Source organism: Alkalicoccus halolimnae (assembly GCF_008014775.2).
Classification (GTDB): domain Bacteria; phylum Bacillota; class Bacilli; order Bacillales; family Salisediminibacteriaceae; genus Alkalicoccus; species Alkalicoccus halolimnae.
In genome coordinates this window covers 2,057,617-2,083,202 of record NZ_CP144914.1, presented here as the reverse complement: position 1 = coordinate 2,083,202, position 25,586 = coordinate 2,057,617, and the positions used below count along the sequence as shown (strand labels likewise).

The following is a 25,586-nucleotide window of genomic DNA, read 5'->3' as shown; positions in this document are numbered from 1 at the left end:
TAAAAAAGGAGCTGTAGTGCAATGGGAAATGTTGTTATAGTAACGGATTCAACGGCAGATATTCCAGCCTCACTGGCAGAGGATCTTAGTATACGAGTTGTCCCCCTGAAAGTGCATTTCGGAAATGAAACGTATGAAGATGGAGTGGATCTAACTTCGGAGCAATTTTACAAAAAGCTGAAAGAAGCAGGTACTATTCCGACCACTTCCCAGCCTACTCCCAATCAGTTTGAAGAAGCTTACAAAAAGATTTTTAAAGAAACGGGCTCGGATATTATTTCTATTCATTTATCTTCGAAATTAAGCGGCACCTTTCAATCTGCCTATATAGCTCAGCAGACATTAGGCGAAGAAGTTCCGCTGGAAGTGATCGATTCTAAAAGAGCTTCCTATGCAATCGGAGTAATAGTCGTTGAAGCAGCCCAGATGGCCGGAAAAGGAGCTTCAAAAGAGGAAATTGTAAATCGAATAAATGAAATGCTCGAAGAAACCTCTGTTTATTTCATGGTTGATACGCTGGAATATCTTCAAAAAAACGGAAGAATTGGCAAAGCTTCTGCCCTTGTTGGTTCTCTTCTCAAAATAAAACCTATCCTCTCTTTAACGGAAGAAGGAGAAGTGTACCCGTTTGAAAAAGTCCGGGGAAACAAAAAAGCAGTGCAGAAGATACTTTCAGAATTCACTAGGCTGTATAACGGGAAGCCCCTGCATGTAGGGATTTCTCATGCAGAGGCAGAAAAGGAAGCAGAACATTTTATGAGCCGTATGAAAGAACAGTTTGATGTTCAGCAGGAAGTGATAACAAATATCGGCCCTGTCATTGGAACCCACGTCGGGCCCGGGACCATTTCAATTGCGGTAACACCTCTTTATCGATCATAGGAATTTTTGAGAAAGAGCTGTCTCTAAAGTATGTTGAGGCAGCTTCTTTTTTATAGGAGTATAGTATATTTGAAAATGTTTTGTTAGAATAATAAGGAATGAAATTTAAAGAGAGTGACAGCGCTTACAATAAATTTATGCAGGAGGCATAAAATGAAATTCAGAAGTGTATTTGATATTATCGGACCGGTTATGATTGGTCCTTCGAGTTCCCATACAGCCGGGGCTGCGAGAATAGGCCTGGTTGCCAGACAGTTATTTCGCAGTCAGCCTGAAAAGGTCACTTTTCATCTTTACGGGTCTTTTGCCAAAACATATCAGGGTCATGGAACAGATGTAGCACTAATAGGCGGAATGCTGGGGTTTGATACAAGCGATCAGCGGCTTACCAATGCTGTAAATGAAGCAGGAACCGCGGGCCTCGCTTATGAGTTTAAAATTGAAAATGAAGTGAGCCACCATCCTAATACGGTTAAAATAGTAATGGAAAGCAAAGATAAATCGATGTCTTTAGTAGGAATATCGATAGGAGGAGGCAAAGTGGAAATTAAAGAATTAAACGGGTTTGAACTGAGATTAAGCGGGAACCATCCGGCGATTCTTGTTGTTCATGACGATAAATACGGAACCATTGCTTCAACAGCGGCTATTCTTGCTTCAAACAAAATTAATATAGGTCATATGGAAGTATCCAGGAAAGAACAGGGGAAAGAAGCGCTCATGGTGATCGAGGTTGACCAGAACGTTGCACAGGATATTCTCGATAAAATAGCAGAGTTGGAACATATAAATCAAGTTACGAAAGTTCACGAATAAAAGGGGGCGGAAAAATTGTTTAAAAATGCTGAAGAGCTTGTACAGACGGCCGAAAAAGAGGGTATTTTATTATCCGAAGTAATGATTCGGCAGGAAATGGCCGTCCACGACCGTTCCCGGGAAGAGATCATTAAACAGATGGAGAGAAATCTCGATGTGATGGAGCGGGCTGTCAACCGCGGGATAACAGAAAGTGTACGTTCTGTTTCCGGATTAACAGGTGGAGATGGCAAAAAGCTGCACGAATATATGATGATCAACGATACCCTATCCGGGAATTTAACGCTTGATGCTGTAGCAAAAGCAATGTCCACAAACGAAGTCAATGCTGCAATGGGCACGATCTGTGCTACTCCTACTGCTGGTGCAGCCGGTGTAGTTCCCGGTACACTTTTTGCCGTTAAAGAAAAGCTGAATCCAACACGGGAGGAAATGGTCCGATATTTATTTGTAAGTGGAGCATTTGGATTTGTAATTGCAAATAATGCTTCAATATCAGGGGCAGCAGGAGGGTGCCAGGCTGAAGTTGGTTCTGCTACAGCGATGGCAGCGGCAGCAATTGTAGAAATGGCAGGCGGAACACCGCGCCAGTCGTCCCAGGCGATGGCCATTGCTTTGAAAAACATGCTGGGACTGGTATGTGATCCTGTTGCCGGTCTGGTGGAAGTGCCATGTGTAAAAAGAAATGCATTCGGTGCATCGCACGCTCTCGTAGCTGCGGATCTGGCTCTTGCAGGAATTGAAAGCAGAATTCCTTGTGACGAAGTGATTGATGCAATGTACCGTATCGGAGAAAATATGCCGACAGCCCTCAAAGAAACAGGAGAAGGCGGTTTGGCAGCTACTCCTACAGGCAGGCGTTATAAAGAAGAAATTTTCGGAGGCGGGAAATAGTAGTTCTTAGTTAAAGGAGAGAAAGCCCATGAATGTGCCTGTACATGCGTTAAAAGGAATCGGCGCAAGAGCCGAAGAACAGATGGCAGCAATGGGAATCTATACAATTAAGGATTTATTGTTCTATTTTCCTTTCCGCTATGAAGACTTTTCTGTTCGCCGACTTGAAGAAGTTCAGCACGATGAACGAGTAACTTTGCAGGGGAAAGTGCACAGCCAGCCCGAACTGCGTTTTTTTGGAAAAAAGAAATCGCGTCTTACCGTTCGCGTGCTCGTGGACGGTTTTCTCGTGCAGGCAGTATTTTTTAACCAGCCCTTTTTAAAAAGACAGATAGAGCTCGGCCAGACTCTGCTTTTTCATGGGAAATTTGACAGGAATCGACTAATGATAAATGGAGCCATTGTTAAAACGTCTGCATCGGAAGAAGGGGCTCTGGAGCCGGTTTATCCATTAAAAGGAGATGTGAAACTCGTTTCCCTGCGTAAATGGATTGCCCAGGCTTATGAAGATTACGGACAGGAAATTGAGGAGCTTCTTCCGGAGCCTCTGCTGGGTAAATACAAACTGCTTCCAAGGCAGCAGGCCTGTTATTATCTGCATTACCCGCAGAATATGGATATGTTTCATCAGGCTAAGCGAAGAATGGTCTACGAAGAACTGCTGTTGTTTCAATTAAAAATGCAGTATTTCAGAAAGAGAACGAGGGAATCAACAGATGGAATTACAAAAGTATGGGCGGAGGACGAATTAAATAAATTTTTAAAAGACCTTCCTTTTGAACTTACAGAAGCGCAGCATAGAGTGCTTAAAGAGATCCTGACAGACCTTGAATCCCCCTACAGGATGAATCGTCTTCTTCAGGGAGACGTAGGATCCGGAAAAACAGTAATCGCTGCCGTTGCACTTTATGCCGCGGTACTCGCCGGTTACCAGGGAGCGCTGATGGTCCCGACCGAAATTCTGGCGGAGCAGCACGCAGAATCTCTGCATGACCTTTTCAGCAGTTTCTCTGTGGAAATTGGGCATCTCTCAGGCTCCTCAAAAGCGAAGGAACGCCGTGAAACCCTCGCTAAGCTGGAAGCCGGAGAAATAGATATAATAACCGGGACCCACGCCCTGATCCAGGAAGGTGTCGATTTCTATAACCTCGGTCTCGTTATTACAGACGAACAGCATCGGTTCGGCGTAGCTCAGAGAAGGGTTCTGCGTGATAAAGGTATGAAGCCGGACGTGCTGTTTATGACCGCCACACCGATACCGCGGACACTAGCTATCACAGCTTATGGAGACATGGATGTGTCAACTATTGATGAAATGCCGAAAGGACGTAAACCAATAGAAACATACTGGGCGAAGCAGGATACCCTTCCGCGGGTGCTAGCATTTATTGAAAAGCAAACGGCAAAAGGAAATCAGGCTTATGTCATCTGCCCGTTAATTGAAGAATCGGATATGCTTGATGTTCAGAATGCCATTGATCTGCATGCTCACATTCAGGCAGTGCTTCCCAACCTCAATATTGGGTTAATGCACGGCCGGCTGCATGCTGATGAAAAAGATGAAATCATGCAGCAGTTTGCTTCAGGAGAGGTGGACGTGCTCGTTTCGACTACAGTTGTGGAAGTCGGGGTAAACGTCCCTAACGCTACTGTCATGGTGATTTACGATGCGAACCGCTTCGGTCTGGCTCAGCTTCATCAGCTGCGAGGTCGTGTCGGCCGGGGTTCCGATCAGGCTTACTGCATCCTGCTTGCTGATCCTAAAACAGATGCTGGTAAAGAGAGAATGGGAATTATGACAGAAACAAATGATGGCTTTGAATTGTCCCAGCGGGATCTGGAGCTGAGAGGCCCCGGCGATTTTTTCGGGGTGAAACAGAGTGGGCTTCCGTTAATGAAAGTGGCCGATATTATTGAAGACTACCGGACACTGGAAGCAGCCAGGCAGGATGCTGTTAAGTTGATAGCTTCAAATGCTTTCTGGGAATCGGAAGTTTATGCTGGACTTCGCAGGGCTTTGGAAGAAGAGGGCGTATTTTCAACGGAAAAAATTGATTAGTCCCTTCCGGTTGAAACCGGGAGGGGTTAACTATATACTACAATTAGTACCTAGTCCTATGAGTATGGATGTGATCAAGCGATGAAATGGACAAAAAGGCAGCGTCAGCCCAAACTTAAAGAACATATTAAAGAGGATCCATTTGTAACTGATGAAGCGTTAGCCGCTCTGTTTGAAGTGAGTGTGCAGACGATCCGGCTTGACAGGCTGGAAATGAATATTCCAGAGGTTCGGGAGCGTATTAAAGATGTTGCTCAAAAACAGTACGACCCCGTCAAAGCTCTTCCGGAAGAAGAAATTATTGGAGAAATAGTCGATCTTGAACTTGATAAATATGCCATTTCCATAATGGATATTAAAAAGGAACATGTATTTTCCCGTAACAGTATAGCCCGCGGACACCATATTTTCGCGCAGGCTAATTCTTTGGCTGTAGCAGTCATTAATGACCAGCTTGCATTAACAGCCCATGCGGATATTTCTTTTAAGCGTCAGGTTTCGGAAGGGGAAAGAGTAATAGCTAAAGCTAAAGTTCTGGAGATAGGAACGTTAAGAACAAAGGTGAAAATCGAGAGCTTTGTTGAGCAGTCTCTCGTTTTTGAAGGTATGTTCTCGATGTTCCGGGAAGAAAAAAAAATAAAGGAGGAATGACCGGATGCGGCTGGCTGTAGATATAATGGGTGGAGATAACGCTCCTCAAAGCGCAGTGGAGGGGTGTCAAATTGCTCTGGATACATATCCTGATATCGAACTGATAATGATTGGAAACCAGGACAACATACCGGAGACGATGCAGAAATCTCCCAGAGTAACTGTCGTTCATACTACTACTGCTATTGAATCAGAAGATTCTCCTGTAAAAGCGGTCCGAAGAAAAAAGGATGCTTCCATGGTTTTAAGCGTTCAGTATGTAAAAGATGGAAAAGCAGATGCTGCTGTATCTGCCGGGAATACAGGTGCCCTCATGACTGCGGGACTGCTGATAGTCGGACGAACAAAAGGAATAGAGCGTCCTGCACTGTCTCCAATGCTGCCTACTTTGAACGGTGACGGCTTTCTACTCCTCGATGTTGGTGCAAACATGGAAGCGAAACCCTCCCATCTTGTTCAATACGCCGTAATGGGAGACGTATATATGAAAAAAGTCAGAGGTGTCGAATCCCCCCGGATTGGACTTCTGAACGTAGGCTCTGAAGAAGGAAAAGGGTCAGAGCTTGTAAAAGCTGCATATGAAGAACTTAATCAGATGCCGCTTAATTTTATTGGAAATGTGGAAGCAAGGGACCTTCTGGAAGGAGCTGCGGATGTGGTCGTCTGCGATGGTTTTTCAGGAAATCTTGTGCTGAAATCCATTGAAGGAACGGCTATGTCACTTTTTAGTCTCCTTAAAGAAGAACTTACTTCTTCGTTGAAAAACAAGCTGGCCGCTGGTGTTCTTAAACCTGCTTTTAAGACAGTGAAGAACAAAATGGACTATTCAGAATATGGAGGGGCAGGATTATTTGGATTGAATGCACCAATAATCAAAGCGCATGGATCCTCTGATGCAAAGGCCTTTGCCAGTGCTGTTAAACAGGCCAAAGTTATGCATGATGAGTCAGTAATCGAAACAATCAGGCAATCTGTCGAATCTATTAAAGAAACAGGTGATCAATAGTGAAAAACATAGCAGTAATATTTCCAGGTCAAGGAGCGCAGCATATCGGTATGGGAAAAGAAATTTCTGAGGAGCTTCCGGAAGCTAAACAGATTTTTGATCTGGCTGATCATGCTCTGCAGGAAAGTTTTTCAGAGCTGATTTTTTCAGGAGAAGAAGAGAAGTTAAAACGTACGGAAAACACCCAGCCTGCGCTTCTGACTACGAGCGTTGCAATCTGGCGTGCCCTCGAGAATAGAGGAGTGACGGCTTCCTACGCAGCAGGACATAGTCTTGGCGAATACAGCGCTCTCGTAGCCTCGAATGCAATGTCTTTTACAGAAGCAGTACAGGCCGTAAGGAAGCGGGGACAGTTTATGGAGGAAGCGGTTCCGGAAGGTCAGGGAACTATGGCAGCCATTCTCGGAATGGAAAGAGAGAAACTGGAAGAAGTTACTCTTCAGGCATCAGAAGAAGCTGGACCTGTGGAACCTGCAAATTTCAACTGCCCGGGTCAAATCGTCATTTCCGGCTCCACTCCTGGAGTGGAGCGAGCAGTAGAATTGGCAAAGGATGCTGGTGCTAAACGGGCGATGATTCTTCAGGTGAGCGGACCCTTTCATTCAAGCATGATGACACCGGCAGCCGAAAAAATGAAGCCGGAATTAACGCATGTAGATATTACGGAACCGCAAATGAAAGTAATAGCTAATGTGACAGGGAAACCTGTAGCGAAAGAACAAATCAGTGAGGCACTCATAGATCAGATTTATTCTCCGGTTTTATGGGAGGAAACGATCCGCTATCTTCTTGACCAGGGGGTGGATACATTTATCGAAGCAGGTCCGGGCAAAGTGCTGAGCGGACTTGTTAAAAAAATAAACCGGCGTGCAGTTACCCTTCCGGTGTATGATCTGGAAACGCTGGAACAAGCAGTGAAGAAACTGAAGGAGGATAACTAATGAAGGATATGAATGCACTGGTAACCGGCGGATCCAGAGGTATCGGCCGGGCCATATGTCTGGAACTTGCTGAAAACGGATTGAACGTGGCTGTGAATTATTCAGGAAATAAAGAAAAAGCAGAAGCAGTAGCGGAAGAATGCCGAAGCCGGGGAGTGGAATCCTTCGCTGTACAGGCAGACGTTGGCGACAGCAAAGATGCACAGGAGATGGTAAAAGAAGTCGTAAATACTTTTGGCAGCATCGATGTGCTCGTGAACAATGCCGGCATTACCCGGGATACGCTGGTAATGCGCATGAAAGATGAAGATTTTGATGACGTTATTAACACGAATTTAAAAGGGGTATTTAATTGCTCCAAAGCAGCCACGCGTCCAATGATGAAGCAGCGTTCAGGAAGAATCATCAATATTTCGTCTGTAGTAGGAGCTCTTGGTAACGCGGGGCAGGCAAATTATGCAGCGAGTAAAGCAGGGGTGATCGGCTTGACGAAATCTATGGCGAGAGAATTTGCAAACCGTAATATCCTTGTCAATGCCGTGGCGCCGGGATTTGTCTCAACTGAAATGACAGATGAACTTTCTGCAGAAGCTAAGGAAGGACTTCTCCAGCAAATTCCATTGGGGAAATTGGGAGAACCTGCTCATGTGGCCAAGGTTGTTCGGTTTCTTGCTTCCGAAGATGCCGCGTATATGACGGGACAGACGCTGCATGTTGACGGCGGGATGTATATGCCTTAAAAGGAGGTAGTATTTCCGACTGCTTTATCCTATAATGACGTAAGGAGGTGAAACAATATGGCAACGAAACAAGAAAGAATCGCAAAAATCGTATCTGAACGCCTCGGTGTTGATGAATCGGAAGTGAAACGTGAAGCGACGTTCAAGGAAGACCTTGGCGCCGATTCTCTTGATGTAGTAGAGCTCGTAATGGAGCTTGAAGATGAATTCGATCTCGAAATTTCTGATGAAGAAGCAGAAAAAATCTTAACGGTCGGGGACGTCGTCGACTACATAGAGAATCACAAATAGTAACCGCAGGGTGATTCCGGTTTTAACCGGATCGCCCTGATTGATTCTCTAGGTTGATATTAATGTCGAAAAACAGCACTTGTGGAGGTTTACATGCAACAATCCAGAAAAATTTACAGGCGGGGAATGAAGCGGCAGGGAAAGAAACTGCAAATGACAAAAGCTCAAAAATCCCGGTATAGGCAATTTTTAGAATCTATTAAAGTTCAGTATGAAAAGGAAGATTTATTCATTCAGGCATTCACACATTCTTCCTACGTTAATGAACACCGTATTAGACCTTATGATGACAACGAACGGCTCGAATTTTTAGGAGATGCTGTTTTGGAATTGGCCATCTCTCAATATTTATTTAAACTTTTCGATCATATGAGCGAAGGGGAGATGACCAAACTCAGAGCTGCCATCGTATGCGAGCCTTCTTTAGCAAAAAATGCGGAAGAACTTCAGTTTGGGAAATATGTACTGCTTGGTAAGGGAGAAGAAATGACAGGTGGACGGGAGAGACCTGCGCTGCTTGCAGACGTCTTTGAAGCATTTGTTGGAGCACTTTATCTTGATTCAGGTATGGGTGCCGTCTACTCCTTCCTCGAAAATTATGTCTACCCTAAAATACACGGCGGGGAATTTTCTCACATGATGGACTTTAAAAGTCAGCTGCAGGAGTTAATTCAGCGCGAGAATCAAGGTCAGGTACAATATCAGATTGTTCAGGAGAAAGGTCCTGCTCATTCAAGAGAGTTTGTATCAGAAGTGCTTCTCGAAGAGGAACACCTTGGTAAGGGCACCGGTAAATCGAAAAAGGAAGCCGAACAAATGGCTGCTCAAAAAGCACTAGAAAAGCTGAATAACCCGGAATAAACAAAAAAGCGTGATCTATGAGCATTGCACTGTGCTGATAGATCACGCTTTTCCTATGACTGAAAAGTATACGATTCTTTAATCTGCGCCAGAGTCTTATAGGAAGCCGCTGAAAAAGCTGAATCGTCTTTCTTTAATTTTTCCTCGTATTCCGAAACGGCCTCCGCCAGAGATTCCGGGTACGGCGGAATGGTTCCACTGTAAGGCTTAATGTGGGACAGAGGAATATTTGCCTTCTCGGTATAACTCAGCGCCCGTCGTTCATGAAAGAGAGGGACGTCTGTTTTGCCGGGGTTGTGAAGATCGCCCTGCAAAGGATGTTTTACGACAGCAAGAATTTTAACAACAGCTGTTTTACTGTCGGGACGGAGATTGAAAATCTCGCCCAGATACGTACCTGTTTTATACGTGCATTTTACGAGATCGCCTTCATTCATAAAAAAACTACGCCCTTTCCATACGTTTATTACTTATTGCGCATAGCTCCGAGTTCTGACACGATAGCATCCATTTCGTTTACACTAAAAGACGGCTTGGACATTACCATCTGGTGGATTTCCTGGATCTCTTTATATTTATCTTCTCCATAAAACTCGGCTTTCATCGCGCCGCCGTTAACAATTTGCAGCTTCTGTTTTATTTCTTCAATCATGTTTTCCATTTCCTGCTTCGTCTGTGCATTTTCCAATTTATTCATCCTTTCGTCTTCCGTCTTACAAGTATTTTAACACGTGAAGCACTCCGTTCCCACCTATTTCGGCCGGGCTTCTGAAAAGCTTGTTAAACTGCTTCTTAATGTATGATAAAATAATTGAGTTAGAAGTTTTTAAGCAGCTCTTCAGAGAGGGCGTTTTAAGGGGATTAGAGCCTGATATTATTATGTGAGCTTCTAATACAAAAACTCCTTTACAAAAAAGTCAGTTTGTACTGCCTTTAATAATGTGTAATTCCAAAAACATCTGACTTTACGTTTAAAAATAAATTGAATCAGCAACAGCACAACTGCTGAACAGTAGTTATAAAGATAGGGAAGAAGGTTGAGGTGAAAGACATGTTCCTTAAAAGGCTTGAACTTGCAGGATTTAAATCATTTGCGGATCCGGTACACGTTGAATTTGAAGATGGTGTGACAGCCGTAGTGGGGCCAAACGGAAGTGGGAAAAGTAATATATCGGATGCTGTGCGCTGGGTTCTGGGGGAACAGTCGGCAAGAAATCTGCGAGGGGCAAAAATGGAAGACGTTATTTTTTCAGGAAGTGAGAAACGATCTCCGCTGAATATGGCAGAAATATCTCTTATATTAAATAATGAGAATAGTCAGTTGAAAATAGATTTCAGTGAAGTTGCAGTAACGAGAAGAGTATTCCGCTCCGGCGATAGTGAATACCTTATTAACGGCCAGCAGGCCCGATTAAAGGACATTGTAGATTTATTTATGGATTCAGGTATTGGGAAAGAATCTTTTTCTATCATCGGCCAGGGGCGTGTAGAAGAAATATTAAGCAGCAAAGCGGAGGACCGCCGTGCCATTTTTGAGGAAGCAGCAGGAGTTCGTAAATACAAATACAGGAAGCAGCAGTCAGAAAAAAAACTGGATGATACAGAGGACAACCTGAGCCGGGTAAGGGATATTCTTTACGAATTGGAAAGTCAGGTTGAACCCCTTGAAGAACAGGCTTCTTTGGCAAAAGAATACCTGGTTCAGCGGGAAGAATTAAAAGAAATTGAGGCGGCACTGCTCGTTTTCGAAATTAAAAATATGCATGACTCATGGATGAAAGAAAAAGATCTCGTCGAGGAAATGGAAAACAGGAAAAAACGTCTGGAAAGTACCTTGTCGAAACGGGAAACAAAACAGCGGGAAGGTATTCAGGAACTTAAAGAAATTGAGGGTGCATTAGAAGAGTACCAGCAGAAGCTGTTGAAAGTCAGTGAAGAAACAGAAAAGCAGGAAGGCCTGAAAGAGCTGTGGAAAGAGCGGAAAAAACACTATGTCCAGAATCGTGCCCAGTATCGAAAAGAACTGGAAACTCTTCAGGAGAAACGGGCGGATCTCGACCGTGTGCTCGAAGCTGAACAGGACCGTTTAAAAGAGATAAGTCTCCAGGTGAAGGAAACGAAGAAAAAGCTGAAAGAAACGAAATCCAGCCTGGAGAACTTGGATGAAAACAAAGAAAAGAAGATAGAAGAGCTGAAATCGGTTTATATAGATCTGCTCAATGAAAAAACGAGTCTTTCAAATGAAGAAAGATACCTACAGGAGCAGTCAGAAAAAACGAACCAATCAATTGAACGTCAGAAAATGGAAAATGCTGAACTTCTCTCCAGCAGGGTAAAAGAAGAAAAGGCTTTTGCTGAAGCAGAAAATAATTATAGAGTATGCCAAGAACGTGTCGAAGAGCTGGTGAAGGAATGGCAGGACAAAAAACGTCGACAGGAAAAACGGCTTAAGGAATTCGAAAAAAAAGAAACCCTCTATTATGAGGGCCTGCGGCACATGCAGCATCTTGAGGCGAAGATAGAAACGCAGGAAAGTATGCAGCAGGATTATGCCGGTTTTTTTAATGGAGTAAAGCACATTCTCAAAGAACGGGACCGTTCCTTCAAGGGAATTGATGGAGCCGTGGCAGAACTGATTGACGTTCCTGAAAAGCTGCAGACAGCTGTGGAAACAGCTCTGGGCGCAAGTCAGCAGCATGTCGTGGTCAAAGATGAAGAAACTGGACGCAAAGCCATTCAGTTTCTGCGTGAACGTAAATTGGGTAGAGCTACTTTTCTTCCAAGAAGCGTTGTAAAATCCAGACTGATGGCTGAGCGGGATACAGATAAAATTAAGGGGGACCCGTCTTTCGTAGGGATAGCAAGCGAATTAGTCAGTACGAAGGAGACCTTTGAGACAACAGTCAGACATATTTTAGGGAACGTTGTGATTGCCACCGATCTTCGGGAAGCTAAATCACTTGCAGAAAAACTGCAATATCGTTACCGGATCGTAACGCTCGAAGGTGACGTACTTAACCCCGGCGGATCCATGACGGGTGGGAGTCTGCAGAAAAAGCAGGCCTCACTTATCAGCAGACAGAAAGAACTTGAAACTTTGAAAAGCAATTTGGCTTCTCTGACTAAAGATACTCAGAAACTTGAAGAGGAGCTCCGCAGCTGGAAGCATAAGAAACAGGAAGTGGAGAAAGAGCTGGAAGACTTAAAGACGGATGGGGAACTGGAAAGAGAAAATGAACGTGATGCCAAAATGGCTCTGGAAGAAAAGAAATTGAGCTTAAATGCACTGAGGGACCGGCTGAGAATCTATGATCTTGATATGCAGGAAGCAGAGCAGGAACAGCTTAAAAGAAAGGAACGCCGTTCGTCTCTTTCCCGGCAGTTAAAGGAAAAAGAAGCTGAGTTAGAGGAATTAAATGAACGAATATCCTCTTTGTCAGAAAGTAAAGTCAAAGATGACTCTAAAAAGACGTCCGTTCAGGAGCAGCTTTCAGAGCTTCAGATTCAGCATGCAAAACAAGAAGAACAGGAGAGTAATATTAATCAAACTGTTCATCGCTTAACAAAGGAACGAAGAGATCTCACAGCTGAAATTGTTGAAAAAGACGAAGCAAACAGTCTGCTCGAAGCAGAATTATCTGAAAAAACAGTGGATGCTTCTTCTATTGATGGAGAACTCGATCAAAAAAGAACACAGAAAAAAAATTATACGGAGAAGCTTAATAAGCTTCGGGAAAAAAAGAATGGGCTTCAGGAACTTCAGTCTTCCATTGATGCCGAAGTAAAAGAAACTTCCAATCAGCGCCAGTATCTACAGGAACAGCTTCATGAACATGAAATATCCATAAACAGACTGGATGTGGAGCTGGATAACCGGCTTCATCATCTTCAGGAAGAATATGAACTGTCCTTTGAAGCTGCAGAAAAAGAGCATCACCTTTCCATACCGGCAGAAGACGCCCGTGCTAAAGTGAAATTATTGAAAATGGGCCTGGATGAAATTGGAGACGTTAATCTTGGAGCTATAGAAGAGTTCGAACGTGTTAGAGAACGCTTCGATTTTTTGAAAGAACAGAAAGACGACCTTGAAGAGGCAAAATCTACCCTCCTAAGTATCATTTCTGAAATGGATGAAGAAATGACGAGCCGTTTCAAAGAAACATTTTCTGAAATTCAGGCACACTTCCAGTCTGTATTCCAGGAATTATTCGGCGGAGGAAAAGCTTCACTTGAGCTGACTTCACCAGATGATCTGCTTACTACAGGAGTAGATATAGCCGCTCAGCCCCCTGGGAAAAAACTTCAGCATCTCGCGCTTCTCTCCGGAGGGGAAAGAGCCTTGACCGCGATAGCACTGCTTTTTTCTATCCTGCGTGCCCGTCCGGTTCCGTTCTGCGTACTCGATGAGGTCGAAGCTGCTCTGGACGAAGCAAATGTGAACCGCTTTGCTGAGTTCCTGAAAGACTTCAGCAGGGAAACGCAGTTTATTGTAGTAACTCACAGGAAAGGTACAATGGAAACAGCTGATGCACTTTACGGAGTTACAATGCAGGAATCCGGAGTATCCAACTTAGTGTCTGTGAAACTGGCAGAATCAAAAGAACTTGTTAAGTCAGGTTCTCTAAGGGAGGAATAGATAAAATGAGCTTTTTTAAAAATATAAAGGATAAATTATCCACTCAGACCGATCAGGTAACCGAAAAATTCAAAGATGGCCTTTCCAAAACCCGTAATTCGTTTGTAGGTGCAATGAATGAACTAATGATGGATTACAGAACTGTCGATGAAGAATTTTTTGAGGAACTTGAAGAAATCCTAATTGCAGCCGATGTCGGCGTAAATACAGTAATGGAACTCGTCGATGAATTAAGAGAGGAAGCGCTGCGCCGCAATATTAAGGAATCGAAAAATATTCAGCCTCTTATTACGGAAAAATTGTCAGAGCTGCTCATAAAATCGGATGAAGAAACACAGATCAATATGCAGCAGGGAGAACTGACAGTAATTCTTGTCGTTGGTGTAAATGGAGTAGGAAAGACGACGACTATCGGTAAAATGGCTAAAAGGTTTAAAGATGACGGGAACAAGGTCATGATGGCAGCGGGAGACACGTTTCGTGCCGGTGCCATCGAGCAGCTCGAAGTGTGGGGGGAGAGAGCAGGTGTTGACGTAATTAAACAACAGGCCGGTTCGGACCCTGCAGCAGTCATGTATGATGCCGTAAAATCTGCTAAGTCAAAAAACGCGGATGTCCTGATCTGTGATACTGCGGGAAGACTTCAAAACAAAGTGAATCTGATGAAAGAACTTGAAAAGGTAAAGCGTGTACTTACCCGGGAAATTCCTGATGCGCCCCATGAAGTCCTTCTCGTTCTCGATGCCACGACGGGTCAGAACGCTATGACACAGGCGAAAATATTTCAGGAAGTAACGGATGTCACCGGCATTGTCCTGACGAAATTAGATGGAACTGCCAAAGGTGGAATCGTCATGGCGATACGCACGGAACTTGATATCCCCGTCAAATATGTCGGCCTGGGAGAAGGGATGGATGATCTTCAGGAATTTATTCCCGAACAATATGTAAACGGCCTTTTTTCTGAAGTTATTCAGGAAGCTGGAAACGAGGAAGAAACATCGTAGTTGACAGAAGTTACGGGTTTCCTGTAGCATAAGACTGTAAAGTATTTTACCTTAACAAGGCGGTGGCAGTTTTGATCGATAAAACAATCCGCATGAACTATTTATATGACTTTTATTATGAGCTCTTAACGGAAAAGCAGAATCAGTATATGTCGATGTATTATTTAGACGACTGGTCATTAGGGGAAATAGCTGAACATTTCAATATCAGCAGACAGGCTGTCTATGATAATATACGCCGTACAGAAGTGCTGTTGGAAGAATACGAAAAAAAATTGGAACTGCTGAAAAAATATGAAGGCAGAAAAACCCAGATTGAGCGGTTGAAACAACTGCTTCAGCAAGGTGAACAACATCCGCATATTAAAGAGGTTGTTCGCGCCCTGGAAAAACTGGAATAGGAGGCGTATGCATGGCATTTGAAGGTTTGTCCGAACGACTGCAGGGATCAATGAAAAAGATTAAAGGCAAAGGGAAAGTTTCTGAACAGGACGTTAAAGATATGATGCGGGAAGTCCGTCTCGCTCTGCTGGAAGCTGACGTCAATTTCAAGGTAGTTAAAAAGTTTGTTAATGATGTCAAAGAGCGGGCTGTCGGTCAGGAAGTAATGGACAGCCTGACTCCCGGTCAGCAGGTAATTAAAGTTGTTAATGAAGAACTGACTTCCCTTCTGGGAGGAGAGCAAAGTAAACTGGCTGTTTCTTCGAAGTCGCCTACCGTTGTGATGATGGTTGGTCTGCAGGGCTCCGGAAAAACGACAACGACCGGCAAGCTTGCGCTTCATCTCCGAAAAAACCATAACAGAAAACCATTAATGGCAGCGGCAGATGTTTATCGTCCTGCTGCTATTAAGCAGCTTGAGACGCTTGGAAAGCAGCTTGATATGCCCGTTTTCTCTATGGGAGACAAAGTAAGTCCGGTTGAGATAGCTACGAAAGCGGTCGAACAGGCAAAAGAAGATCATCAGGATTATGTGCTGATTGATACGGCCGGACGGCTGCACGTCGATGAAAATCTTATGGACGAACTCGACCATATTAAAACAGCTGTCAAGCCGGATGAAGTGCTGCTCGTCGTGGATTCCATGACCGGGCAGGATGCTGTCAACGTAGCAGAAAACTTTCATGAACGGCTTGGGATCACAGGGATAGTTATGACGAAGCTGGACGGAGACACCCGCGGCGGTGCAGCTATTTCTGTCAAATCTGTTACAGGTATGCCAATTAAGTTTGCTGGTATGGGCGAAAAATCTGATGCTCTGGAACCTTTTCATCCTGAACGTATGGCCTCCCGTATACTTGGAATGGGAGATATGCTTAGCTTAATTGAAAAGGCTCAGACAAATGTAGATGAGGATAAAGCAAAAGAACTGGAACGCAAGATGAGAACAAATGAACTTACATTTGATGATTTTCTTGATCAGCTCAGCCAGGTAAAAGATATGGGACCTATCGATGAACTTCTGCAGATGATGCCCGGAGCCAGTAAGATGAAAGGTATGAAAAATCTCCAGGTTGATGATAAGCAAATTGCGCATATTGAAGCGATCGTAAAATCAATGACTAAAGAAGAGCGTGATACGCCTTCCGTGCTGAATGGCAGCCGTAAACGCCGCATAGCCAGAGGCAGCGGGAGGAATATTCAGGAAGTTAACCGGCTCATTAAACAATTTGATGAAATGAAAAAAATGATGAAGCAGATGACCGGCATGCAGAAGGGCAAGAAAAAGGGCGGCGGTATGAAAATGCCTTTCATGTAAAGGTGCATTTAAATTTTCTTTGAGGCAATGCCCGAACGTGCATTTTATTTCTGAATTGATATCTGATAAAGCCTGTTCTGTGCTTATTTAATTAAAGAAATTTGTCTGTAAAGATTTTTTCCTTTACTGGGGTTGTCGATTTGGGTTTGATATGATAATATAATAAATCGTGTGAGATAATTTTGGAGGTGAAACACATGGCAGTAAAAATTCGTCTGAAACGAATGGGAGCAAAAAAATCTCCGTTCTACCGTGTTGTCGTAGCGGATTCCCGCGCGCCGCGTGATGGACGTTCTATTGAAGAACTAGGAACTTACAACCCACTTAAAGATCCTGTTGAATTCAACGTGGATGAAGAGAAAGCTGTAAAGTGGATGCTGGATGGTGCTAAGCCGTCTGATACAGTTCGTAACCTGTTCTCCCGTAAAGGGCTTATGGAACAGCTTCACAACGCAAAAAATGCAAAGTAAATCTTGAGCGGGCGGTGAATGATGATGAAAGAACTGGTTGAAACTATCGCAAAAGCTTTGGTTGACCATCCTGAGGATGTCCGGGTGACAGAAGAGGATCATGGTCATTCACTCACCCTGCGTCTTGAAGTGCACGCAGAGGACATGGGTAAAGTTATCGGCAGACACGGAAAAATCGCCAAAGCGATTCGTTCTGTAGTCTACGCAGCCGGAACGAACCAGCAGAAGCGTGTGCAGCTGGATATCGGTTAGCTGTCCGGCACAATTTATTATTTTCAGTTCAGGCCTGCGGGAGTTTTCTCCGGCAGGCCTGATTTTGATTGTACGCCAAAAGGAGTGCATCCGGTCATTTCCGGGATAAATAAAAGATAATAGAAGAAACAGGCAGCTGCATATAAAGATAATTGAAAAATAGGGAGAACGTCTGCCCTTTTTTTCATCATACAAAAAAGGTATACTAGTAAGGTAACGTATAAATCAGGAGGTGCTCCACATGGAGATCATCAAAAAAGTCGTAGTAAAACAAATTTTGACAGAAGACAGCAAGACGAAACTTCAGGAACAATTTCTTTCCCGCCAGTATAAGCTGAACAATGAATTAAAGCAGCTCGAGTTTGTTTTACATAAGAAATTAAAAGAAAATACAGATGCTCAGTATCAAAAATCATTGAAAGAAAGTTTCAATAAAGAAGTAGCCCGCCGCAAAGAACGTATCCGCCAGCTCGAATTGAAGCTGGGCCAGCTGGAAGAGCTTGACTTAGGAGCGGAACTTCGTGAAGGAACTATTCAAATGATTGAACAGGTTCAGGAGGGAGATAACTGGGACGAAGTAATGAAAGGGACAGAAATCGTTATAAAAGACGGCGTCGTCCATGAACTTCGTTCTGGAGGCATGGAAGATGAGTGACTGGCTTAACGTCGGGGAAATCGTTAATACACACGGTATCCGCGGCGAAGTACGGGTTATATCCCGTACTGATTTTCCGGAAAATCGTTATAAGACCGGCAGCCAGCTGACTATATTTCAGGAAGGCAAACCTCCCTTACCGGTTACGATAGCGGGCTGGAGAAAACATAAGCAATTTGACCTGCTGCGTTTTGCATCCTATGAAAATGTCAACGATGTGGAACAGTTTAAAGGAGCTTTTCTTAAAGTTCACCGCTCCAGTCTGGCAGAAGATGAATTATTCGAGGGAGAGTTTTATCACTTTGAAATCATTGGACTGGAGGTGTTCACTGTCGATGGGGAGAAGCTGGGGACGGTTAAGGAAATTCTTACCCCCGGCGCAAACGATGTGTGGGTCATTCATCCAGTAAACAGAAAGAAAGAGCTGCTCATCCCCTATGTTGAAGAAGTTGTCAAAGACATTGATCTGGATAAAGGAATCATCGTTATTGAACCGATGGAAGGACTGCTGGATCTATGAAAATCAACATACTGACACTTTTTCCGGAGATGTTTCAGGGCTTGTTTTCCCACTCTATTCTTCATCAGGCGCAGCAAAAAGGAATCGTTGAATACAATGTTGTTGATTTTCGTAAGTACAGCAAAGACAAGCACGGCCGTGTGGACGACTACCCATATGGAGGCGGGGGAGGGATGGTTTTAACTCCCCAGCCCCTTTTTGATGCTGTGGAAGGTCTGCGTGAACAATCTCAAACAGAAGCGAGAGTAATCCTCCTCTGCCCTCAGGGAGAACGATATACGCAGAAGAAAGCAGAAGAATTTGCAGAGGAAGAAAACATTATCCTCCTCTGCGGGCATTATGAAGGGTATGATGAACGCATCAGGGAATTTCTCGTGACGGATGAGATTTCAATAGGAGACTATGTTTTGACCGGGGGGGAAATAGGGGCAATGACGATTGCTGACAGCGTAACGAGGCTTCTCCCCGGAGCTCTTGGGAATGAAACTTCTGCAGTAACAGATTCGTTCAGCACCGGCCTGCTTGAATATCCTCACTATACCCGTCCTGCTGACTTCAGGGGATGGAAAGTGCCGGATATTCTATTATCCGGTCATCATGCAAAAATCAATGCCTGGAGAAGAGAGCAGGCTCTGCGCCGGACCTGGGAAAGAAGACCGGATCTGATTGAGGAAATTTCACTGACTGAAAAAGAAATAAAAATGATCCAAAGCTGGGAAAATAATTAATAATACACTTGCCTGTTAGTTGTGTATATGATATTATTTCTTTTGTGGCTTTGGCCAGATCAAGACGTTCCGCTGATGAAACTGTCATGAATGTCTGCAGGGAAGGAGGCGAACAGAATGGAACAATTAATTCGTGATATTACTAAAGAACAACTGAAGTCCGATATTCCAACTTTCCGCGCCGGGGATACTATCCGCGTGCACGCAAAAGTTGTCGAGGGGACTCGTGAGCGTATTCAGGTTTTCGAAGGTGTCGTAATTAAGCGCCGCGGATCCGGAATCAGCTCTACATTTACTGTTCGTAAAGTATCTTACAACGTAGGCGTTGAGCGTACATTTCCTGTACACTCACCTCGTATCGATAAGATTGAGGTTAAACGTCGTGGTAAGGTCCGTCAAGCGAAGCTTTATTATCTGCGTAATCTGCGCGGAAAAGCTGCTCGTATTAAAGAGCGATAGTAATAAAGAGACTGCCCATATTTGGGCAGTCTCTTTTTTTAGGTGTTCCGGTCTCGCTCTGCTTATCAGCATATGGTAGAATAGCGGAGATAATGGAGGTGCGGCTCATGAATAATTCAGAAACGTGGCACTGGGTTAAACTTCTGACATTAGCACTGATAATGGCTTTTGCAGTAAGGCATTTTTTGTTTACTCCTATTATTGTAGACGGACAATCCATGCTCCCTACACTGGACCATGAAGACCGGATGCTCGTGAACAAGTTCGGCTATCAAATGTTTGAACCGGAGAGATTCGACATTATTGTATTTCATGCTGAAAAAGACAAAGACTATATTAAACGTGTAATTGGACTCCCCGGCGATGAACTTAAGTATATAAACGATACACTGTATATAAACGGCGAATCTTACGAAGAAGATTATCTTGACAACTTTAAGGAAACTGCCTCAATACTCCCTTTTACAAAAGATTTTGAGCTGAGTGACGTATCCGAATTTGAAAAGATACCTGAAAACCATCTTTTCGTAATGGGGGATAACAGGCAGTTCAGTAAGGACAGCCGGCATATTGATGTCGTTTCCTACGAAGAAATAGTAGGAGAAGCAAATGTAGTTTTCTGGCCGTTTCAAGGAGCAAGGCTGGTAGAATAAGGTGGTGGAAAAATTGACGATACAATGGTATCCAGGTCATATGGCAAAAGCAAAGAGAGAAGTAAGCGAGATATTAAAACAAATTGACGTAGTAATAGAAATAGTAGATGCGCGGACGCCTCTGTCTTCAAGAAACCCTATGATAGAAGAACTTGTAGAGCATAAGCCAAGGCTTGTACTTCTTAATAAGGCAGATCTTGCAGATCCGGAGAGTACAAAAAAATGGCATGATTATTTCGAAAGTGAGTTTTCCAAAAGCTTAATTATTGATGCTCAGAGAGGGAAAGGAATTAATCAAATTCCCGGGGCTGTGCGTGATCTTGCTGCGCCGCTGCTTGAAAAATGGAAGCGAAAAGGGATTAATCCCCGGGCTCTGCGGACATTAATTCTCGGCATACCAAATGTTGGGAAATCAACGGTAATCAATAAGCTGGCAGGTAAAAGAATTGCCAACATAGGTGATAAACCGGGAGTTACGAAAAAACAGCAGTGGATCAAAGTAGGAAAAGAGATGGAACTGCTGGACACCCCGGGAATTCTATGGCCGAAATTTGAAGATGAGGAAGTTGGTTACCGGCTCGCTTTAACAGGAGCTGTAAAAGAGGAAATTTTCGATTTTCAGGATACTATTGTGTTTTTCTTTAAATTTATGCAGAAGCATTACCCTGTATTATTAAAAAAACGATATGACCTGGAGGAGCTTCCCGAAAATATCCTGGAGCTTTTTGATGATATAGGCCGGCAGCGGGGGTGCTTAGTTGCCGGGGGAGAGATAGACTATGACCGTGTGGCTGAGCTCGTATTTCGCGATTTTCGACACGGGAAATTTGGTAAAGTAACTCTTGAAACACCTCAAAACTAATATATCCCAGACTTGATCAAAAGTACTGTAAGTGTTGTTACTAAAGAGCAGTCTGAGACCGGGCTGCTCTGTCCTGTTTAAATTTCGAAAAAAGGGAGGAAACACTATCAAAGAAACGATAGAAACAATAAAGAAGCTGCTTTCAGAAACATGGGAAGAAAATGAACAAATAAGAAGGTGGCGCCAGGATGAACGTGCAGGGGTACGAAAAATGATTGAAAGATGGGACAGTGAACAGGTTAAATTAAAGACCTTGCAGCAGCAGTGGACGGAGATGTGCGAATATGAACGATACATGCGCCAGAATGGAGCTGATTATGTAGCCGGAATAGATGAAGTAGGCAGAGGCCCTCTGGCAGGGCCGGTTACGGCAGCGGCAGTAATCTTAAAAAATGACTCCCAGCTTCTGGGATTGACCGATTCTAAAAAACTGACGAAGCAGAAGCGCGAAGTTTTTAACAGGTGGATCGAAAAAAATGCGTGGATAGGAATAGGAGAGGCTTCACCGGAAGAAATTGATCGTATTAATATTTATGAAGCATCCAAACTTGCGATGACCAGAGCGGTGGAAAATCTGCCCGTAGCTCCTGATGCTCTTTTGATAGATGCGATGAAGCTTCCAGTGGATATTCAGCAGCTGTCTTTAATAAAAGGAGATTCCAGATCAGTTTCGATAGCCGCGGCTTCTATTACTGCAAAAGTTGCAAGAGATCAATTTATGACTGAACTGCACGGCCTTTATCCTGAATATGGATTTCAAAAACATGCGGGTTATGGAACAAAAGCCCATTTGGAAGCTGTAAAAACTTACGGAATATTACCTGAACACAGAAAATCCTTTGCGCCCGTAAAAGAATTAGCTGGAGAAATAGACTGGGAATGAAGAGTGGAGCTGAAAAATATAGATTTTTTTTGCTTTTTGGTACATAACAGCTTCAATCTATTGTAAAATAGTTATTGTGTGAAATTAACTGCACTTCAAATGTAGTAATTTTACACTGGAGAGTCTGACTCTCCTAAAGCAATAGCAGTGACTCAAGTAAGGAGGATGGCTATGAATATCCATGAGTATCAAGGTAAAGAAATATTGAAGAGCTATGGTGTGGCTGTTCCTAACGGAAGAGTTGCCTACACGCGTCAGGAAGCGGTAGATGCAGCGAAATCTTTAGGTACAGATGTAACCGTTGTCAAGGCTCAGATCCACGCAGGTGGCCGCGGAAACGCCGGCGGTGTTAAAATCGCCAAAAATCTGGACGAAGTCCGTACATACGCGGAGGAGATTCTTGGCAAGACTCTCGTAACGCATCAAACCGGTCCAGAAGGAAAAGAAGTAAAGCGCCTTCTCATTGAAGAAGGATGCGATATTAAAGATGAGTACTATGTGGGACTCGTTGTAGACCGAGCCACTTCCCGCATCGTTATGATGGCTTCTGAGGAAGGCGGTACAGAAATCGAAGAAGTTGCCGCAAATACGCCGGAAAAGATCTTTAAAGAAGTAATCGATCCGGTAACCGGACTTATGCCTTATCAGGCCCGCCGTCTGGCGTTCAACATTAACATCCCTAAAGAACTCGTCGGAAAAACAGTGAAGTTTATGATGAGTCTTTACAAAGCATTTGAAGAAAAAGACTGTTCCATTGCTGAAATTAATCCGCTTGTTACGACGGGAGAAGGTAATGTAATGGCACTGGACGCAAAGCTGAATTTTGATTCCAATGCTTTGTATCGTCAGAAAGATGTACTGGAGCTGCGTGACCTTGACGAAGAAGATGAAAAGGAAATCGAAGCGTCCAAATACGACCTCAGCTACATTTCCCTCGATGGGAATATCGGCTGTATGGTTAACGGAGCAGGTCTCGCTATGGCTACAATGGACATCATTAAGTACCATAACGGTGATCCGGCGAACTTCCTTGACGTCGGGGGCGGTGCGACAGCTGAAAAAGTAACGGAAGCATTTAAGATTATTCTTTCAGATAAGTCGGTCAAAGGTATTTATGTAAATATTTTTGGTGGTATTATGAAGTGCGATATTATTGCAGATGGTATCGTGGAGGCAACGAAACAAATGGGACTTGAGCTTCCTTTGGTTGTTCGCCTTGAAGGAACAAATGTAGAACTCGGAAAGAAAATTCTGGATGAATCCGGCCTGAACATTACTTCTGCAGATTCTATGGCGGATGGCGCAGAAAAAATTGTGCAGGCAGTGAACTAGTCAGAAAGGCGGGATATTGCATGAGTATCTTACTTAATAAGGACACAAAAGTGATCGTACAGGGGATCACCGGTGCCACAGGACTTTTTCATACGAAACAGGCTGTGGAGTACGGCACGAAAATTGTCGGCGGTGTAACACCTGGAAAAGGCGGCACAGAAATAGAAGGCATTCCGGTATTTAATACCGTAGAAGAAGCGGTTCATGAAACAGGAGCCAATGCCTCTGTAATTTATGTTCCACCTCCGTTCGCAGCTGATGCTATTATGGAAGCTTCAGATGCAGGGATCGAGGTTGTTATCACGATCACTGAAGGAATTCCGGTTATCGATATGATTAAGGTGAAGCGTTTTCTTGAAGATAAAAAGACGCGTCTTATTGGACCAAACTGTCCGGGTGTCATTACTCCGGATGAGTGTAAGGTCGGTATAATGCCGGGTTATATTCACAAAAAAGGCCATGTAGGCGTTGTTTCCCGCTCAGGAACTCTTACGTATGAGGCTGTTCACCAGCTTTCTACAGAAGGCATCGGCCAGTCTACTGCGGTAGGTATTGGTGGAGATCCGGTAAACGGAACGAGCTTCATTGACGTATTAAAGCTGTTTAATGAAGACCCTGATACGTATGCGGTAATTATGATCGGTGAAATCGGCGGAACGGCCGAAGAAGAAGCAGCTGAATGGATTAAGGAAAATATGACCAAGCCGGTAGTTGGTTTCATTGGTGGTAAAACAGCACCTCCAGGAAAGCGTATGGGACACGCTGGTGCGATCATTTCCGGTGGTAAAGGAACAGCAGACGAAAAGATTAAAACGCTCAATGAAGCAGGTGTCCAGGTTGCTGACACTCCTGCTGTTATGGGAGAAACTCTTATCTCTGTCCTTAAAGAAAAAAATATTTATGATAAGTGTGTCACACACGCAGTTAATTAAACTGCTTCGGTAAGTTATGAGTGTGTGAAAAAGGATTTTTCCTTTTTCACATGCTCTTTTTTTTGTTTTGGCTCAGTTCAAGTTTGAAAATTATATAAAAGCAACTGCACCAGCTTCACCCGATGGGCAGAAAACTTTCTGATTACCTCAAATCCGTAGAATTTTACGTCTTCCGCAGTTTTTCCCCGAGGGAAGGTTTGTTAGGAAATGCGGAATTTTTTTAAATTCACATAAAACAAATCACAAACCGCTCGGCGCTTCTGGAAGGAAACGTATTAAATGAACTGGAAAGCAGCAGCGGCTGAGACAGAAGAAAGCAGATAATAATAATTAAATTCATTTTAATAGGAGGATGGAAATGAAAATACCTGGTAATTTAAATGAAAGAATTCTTCATATTCATTACCACGCTGCAGGAGACAGCCGTTTTTTAAGAATCTGTCTTCAAATGGACTCGACCCTTAAAATGTTTTTTGAACATTCACCAGGTGAGCTGGCTGGTTATTTTCCGAGAAAAAGGGAGTTTGCTCAAAGAACGTTTCAATCAGTGCAGAGAACTTCCTGCCAGGCTGTTATAAAAAGTTTGGAAGAGCGTTTAATTACGCCGGTTATTTTTACAGAAGATCGATATCCGCCTGATCTTCTTCATCTTCACGTACCCCCTGCCGTGCTTTACTGTCGAGGGAGAACCGGACTTCTGCCAAACCATGGACGAACTTTAAGCGTAGTGGGAACGAGGTTCCCGTCTTCCAAACTGAAATCTGAACTTGATTCGATTCTTATTCCTCTCATAAAGCATGAAATATGTCTGGTAAGCGGGATGGCTCTAGGAGTGGATTCATTTGCTCATGAAACAGCAGCAGCCGGCAAAGGGACTACAATTGCTGTGCTGGCTTACGGATTTGATCATACGTATCCTAAAAGTAAGCAGACATTAAAAAAGCAGCTGGAGTCCGAACAGCTGGTTGTTTCCGAGTATCCTCCCTATATAAAACCGGAAAAGTTCAGGTTTCCGGAAAGGAATAGAATTATAAGCGCTCTGGGGGAGGCAGTATTGGTAGCTGAAGCAAAAAAGCGAAGCGGTTCACTGATTACTGCTGAGATCACTTTGGAGCTTGGAAAAGATGTATATGCCATGCCGGGAAGGCTTTCGGACACTCTATCTGAAGGAACAAACCGGTTAATCCAGGACGGAGCGAAACTAATATTAACGGCAGATGATATCCTCGAAGAATATCAAAGGCTGGTGATAAATTGAAAAACTTGTTTGACAAATTGAGACGGAGTGTTTAATAAT

Annotated in this window: 28 protein-coding genes; 26 read left to right on the top strand and 2 right to left on the bottom strand. The window is 43.7% G+C overall.

What is annotated here, in order from left to right; all coding sequences use genetic code 11:
• The first annotated feature begins 21 nt into the window (after nt 1–21).
• The 10 genes from FTX54_RS09490 (at nt 22) to rnc (ending at nt 9,141) form a co-directional block, all read left to right on the top strand.
• Nucleotides 22–882 (top strand): DegV family protein, encoded by an 861-nt coding sequence (locus tag FTX54_RS09490; RefSeq protein ID WP_147802357.1) that lies wholly within the window; start codon nt 22–24, stop codon nt 880–882.
• 153 nt (nt 883–1,035) lie between these two features.
• Nucleotides 1,036–1,698: an L-serine ammonia-lyase, iron-sulfur-dependent subunit beta gene (gene sdaAB / locus FTX54_RS09485; RefSeq protein WP_147802356.1), complete on the top strand. Its 663-nt coding sequence runs from the start codon at nt 1,036–1,038 to the stop codon at nt 1,696–1,698.
• 15 nt (nt 1,699–1,713) lie between these two features.
• The gene (gene sdaAA / locus FTX54_RS09480) at nt 1,714–2,592 is read left to right on the top strand and encodes an L-serine ammonia-lyase, iron-sulfur-dependent, subunit alpha (protein WP_147802355.1); all 879 of its coding nucleotides are present in this window, start codon (nt 1,714–1,716) and stop codon (nt 2,590–2,592) included.
• A 28-nt stretch (nt 2,593–2,620) separates the two neighbouring features.
• Nucleotides 2,621–4,651: an ATP-dependent DNA helicase RecG gene (recG, locus tag FTX54_RS09475; RefSeq protein WP_147802354.1), complete on the top strand. Its 2,031-nt coding sequence runs from the start codon at nt 2,621–2,623 to the stop codon at nt 4,649–4,651.
• Between the two features lie 81 nt (nt 4,652–4,732).
• Nucleotides 4,733–5,302, top strand: coding sequence for a transcription factor FapR (gene fapR, locus FTX54_RS09470; protein WP_147802353.1), 570 nt, complete (start codon nt 4,733–4,735; stop codon nt 5,300–5,302).
• Between the two features lie 4 nt (nt 5,303–5,306).
• Complete coding sequence (plsX, locus tag FTX54_RS09465) at nt 5,307–6,308, top strand: phosphate acyltransferase PlsX (RefSeq protein ID WP_147802352.1); 1,002 nt, start codon at nt 5,307–5,309, stop codon at nt 6,306–6,308.
• Entirely contained in the window at nt 6,308–7,249 is a 942-nt protein-coding gene (gene fabD, locus FTX54_RS09460; RefSeq protein ID WP_147802351.1) for an ACP S-malonyltransferase, read from the top strand. Before plsX ends, fabD begins: the two co-directional genes overlap by 1 nt.
• Nucleotides 7,249–7,989: a 3-oxoacyl-[acyl-carrier-protein] reductase gene (gene fabG / locus FTX54_RS09455; RefSeq protein WP_147802350.1), complete on the top strand. Its 741-nt coding sequence runs from the start codon at nt 7,249–7,251 to the stop codon at nt 7,987–7,989. Before fabD ends, fabG begins: the two co-directional genes overlap by 1 nt.
• A 57-nt stretch (nt 7,990–8,046) precedes the next feature.
• Nucleotides 8,047–8,280, top strand: coding sequence for an acyl carrier protein (gene acpP, locus FTX54_RS09450; RefSeq protein WP_147802349.1), 234 nt, complete (start codon nt 8,047–8,049; stop codon nt 8,278–8,280).
• A 93-nt stretch (nt 8,281–8,373) separates the two neighbouring features.
• The gene (gene rnc / locus FTX54_RS09445) at nt 8,374–9,141 is read left to right on the top strand and encodes a ribonuclease III (protein WP_281285203.1); all 768 of its coding nucleotides are present in this window, start codon (nt 8,374–8,376) and stop codon (nt 9,139–9,141) included.
• 53 nt (nt 9,142–9,194) lie between these two features.
• Here rnc and FTX54_RS09440 read toward each other — a convergent pair whose 3' ends face one another.
• Both FTX54_RS09440 and FTX54_RS09435 read right to left on the bottom strand, forming a co-directional pair.
• Nucleotides 9,195–9,578 carry a kinase-associated lipoprotein B gene (locus FTX54_RS09440; RefSeq protein WP_147802348.1) on the bottom strand — a complete coding sequence of 128 codons (384 nt, stop codon included), beginning with the start codon at nt 9,576–9,578 and terminating at the stop codon, nt 9,195–9,197.
• Between the two features lie 29 nt (nt 9,579–9,607).
• The gene (locus FTX54_RS09435) at nt 9,608–9,838 is read right to left on the bottom strand and encodes a DUF1128 domain-containing protein (protein ID WP_147802347.1); all 231 of its coding nucleotides are present in this window, start codon (nt 9,836–9,838) and stop codon (nt 9,608–9,610) included.
• Nucleotides 9,839–10,192: 354 nt separating this feature from the next.
• Here FTX54_RS09435 and smc point away from each other — a divergent pair, with 354 nt between their 5' ends.
• The 16 genes from smc (at nt 10,193) to dprA (ending at nt 25,547) form a co-directional block, all read left to right on the top strand.
• Nucleotides 10,193–13,777 (top strand): chromosome segregation protein SMC, encoded by a 3,585-nt coding sequence (gene smc, locus FTX54_RS09430; RefSeq protein WP_147802503.1) that lies wholly within the window; start codon nt 10,193–10,195, stop codon nt 13,775–13,777.
• 5 nt (nt 13,778–13,782) lie between these two features.
• Nucleotides 13,783–14,784, top strand: a complete 1,002-nt coding sequence (ftsY, locus tag FTX54_RS09425; RefSeq protein WP_147802346.1) for a signal recognition particle-docking protein FtsY — start codon at nt 13,783–13,785, stop codon at nt 14,782–14,784.
• Nucleotides 14,785–14,855: 71 nt separating this feature from the next.
• The gene (locus FTX54_RS09420) at nt 14,856–15,185 is read left to right on the top strand and encodes a putative DNA-binding protein (RefSeq protein WP_147802345.1); all 330 of its coding nucleotides are present in this window, start codon (nt 14,856–14,858) and stop codon (nt 15,183–15,185) included.
• Nucleotides 15,186–15,196: 11 nt separating this feature from the next.
• The gene (gene ffh / locus FTX54_RS09415) at nt 15,197–16,543 is read left to right on the top strand and encodes a signal recognition particle protein (RefSeq protein WP_147802344.1); all 1,347 of its coding nucleotides are present in this window, start codon (nt 15,197–15,199) and stop codon (nt 16,541–16,543) included.
• 197 nt (nt 16,544–16,740) lie between these two features.
• Nucleotides 16,741–17,013 (top strand): 30S ribosomal protein S16, encoded by a 273-nt coding sequence (gene rpsP, locus FTX54_RS09410; RefSeq protein WP_147802343.1) that lies wholly within the window; start codon nt 16,741–16,743, stop codon nt 17,011–17,013.
• Nucleotides 17,014–17,037: 24 nt separating this feature from the next.
• Nucleotides 17,038–17,265, top strand: coding sequence for a KH domain-containing protein (locus tag FTX54_RS09405; protein WP_147802502.1), 228 nt, complete (start codon nt 17,038–17,040; stop codon nt 17,263–17,265).
• A gap of 241 nt (nt 17,266–17,506) precedes the next feature.
• On the top strand, nt 17,507–17,920 hold the full coding sequence (locus FTX54_RS09400) for a YlqD family protein (RefSeq protein WP_147802342.1): 414 nt from the start codon (nt 17,507–17,509) through the stop codon (nt 17,918–17,920).
• On the top strand, nt 17,913–18,440 hold the full coding sequence (gene rimM, locus FTX54_RS09395) for a ribosome maturation factor RimM (protein WP_147802341.1): 528 nt from the start codon (nt 17,913–17,915) through the stop codon (nt 18,438–18,440). The genes FTX54_RS09400 and rimM overlap by 8 nt, the downstream gene beginning before the upstream one ends.
• The gene (gene trmD / locus FTX54_RS09390; protein ID WP_147802340.1) at nt 18,437–19,168 is read left to right on the top strand and encodes a tRNA (guanosine(37)-N1)-methyltransferase TrmD; all 732 of its coding nucleotides are present in this window, start codon (nt 18,437–18,439) and stop codon (nt 19,166–19,168) included. Before rimM ends, trmD begins: the two co-directional genes overlap by 4 nt.
• A gap of 117 nt (nt 19,169–19,285) precedes the next feature.
• Nucleotides 19,286–19,627 (top strand): 50S ribosomal protein L19, encoded by a 342-nt coding sequence (gene rplS, locus FTX54_RS09385; protein ID WP_147802339.1) that lies wholly within the window; start codon nt 19,286–19,288, stop codon nt 19,625–19,627.
• A 107-nt stretch (nt 19,628–19,734) separates the two neighbouring features.
• Complete coding sequence (gene lepB / locus FTX54_RS09380; protein WP_147802338.1) at nt 19,735–20,280, top strand: signal peptidase I; 546 nt, start codon at nt 19,735–19,737, stop codon at nt 20,278–20,280.
• Between the two features lie 13 nt (nt 20,281–20,293).
• Nucleotides 20,294–21,142 carry a ribosome biogenesis GTPase YlqF gene (gene ylqF / locus FTX54_RS09375; RefSeq protein WP_147802337.1) on the top strand — a complete coding sequence of 283 codons (849 nt, stop codon included), beginning with the start codon at nt 20,294–20,296 and terminating at the stop codon, nt 21,140–21,142.
• Between the two features lie 106 nt (nt 21,143–21,248).
• Nucleotides 21,249–22,025 carry a ribonuclease HII gene (locus FTX54_RS09370; RefSeq protein WP_147802501.1) on the top strand — a complete coding sequence of 259 codons (777 nt, stop codon included), beginning with the start codon at nt 21,249–21,251 and terminating at the stop codon, nt 22,023–22,025.
• A gap of 171 nt (nt 22,026–22,196) precedes the next feature.
• Nucleotides 22,197–23,357, top strand: coding sequence for an ADP-forming succinate--CoA ligase subunit beta (gene sucC / locus FTX54_RS09365; RefSeq protein WP_147802336.1), 1,161 nt, complete (start codon nt 22,197–22,199; stop codon nt 23,355–23,357).
• 20 nt (nt 23,358–23,377) lie between these two features.
• Nucleotides 23,378–24,289 carry a succinate--CoA ligase subunit alpha gene (gene sucD, locus FTX54_RS09360; protein ID WP_147802335.1) on the top strand — a complete coding sequence of 304 codons (912 nt, stop codon included), beginning with the start codon at nt 23,378–23,380 and terminating at the stop codon, nt 24,287–24,289.
• Nucleotides 24,290–24,647: 358 nt separating this feature from the next.
• The gene (dprA, locus tag FTX54_RS09355) at nt 24,648–25,547 is read left to right on the top strand and encodes a DNA-processing protein DprA (protein WP_187254431.1); all 900 of its coding nucleotides are present in this window, start codon (nt 24,648–24,650) and stop codon (nt 25,545–25,547) included.
• Nucleotides 25,548–25,586: the final 39 nt, after the last annotated feature.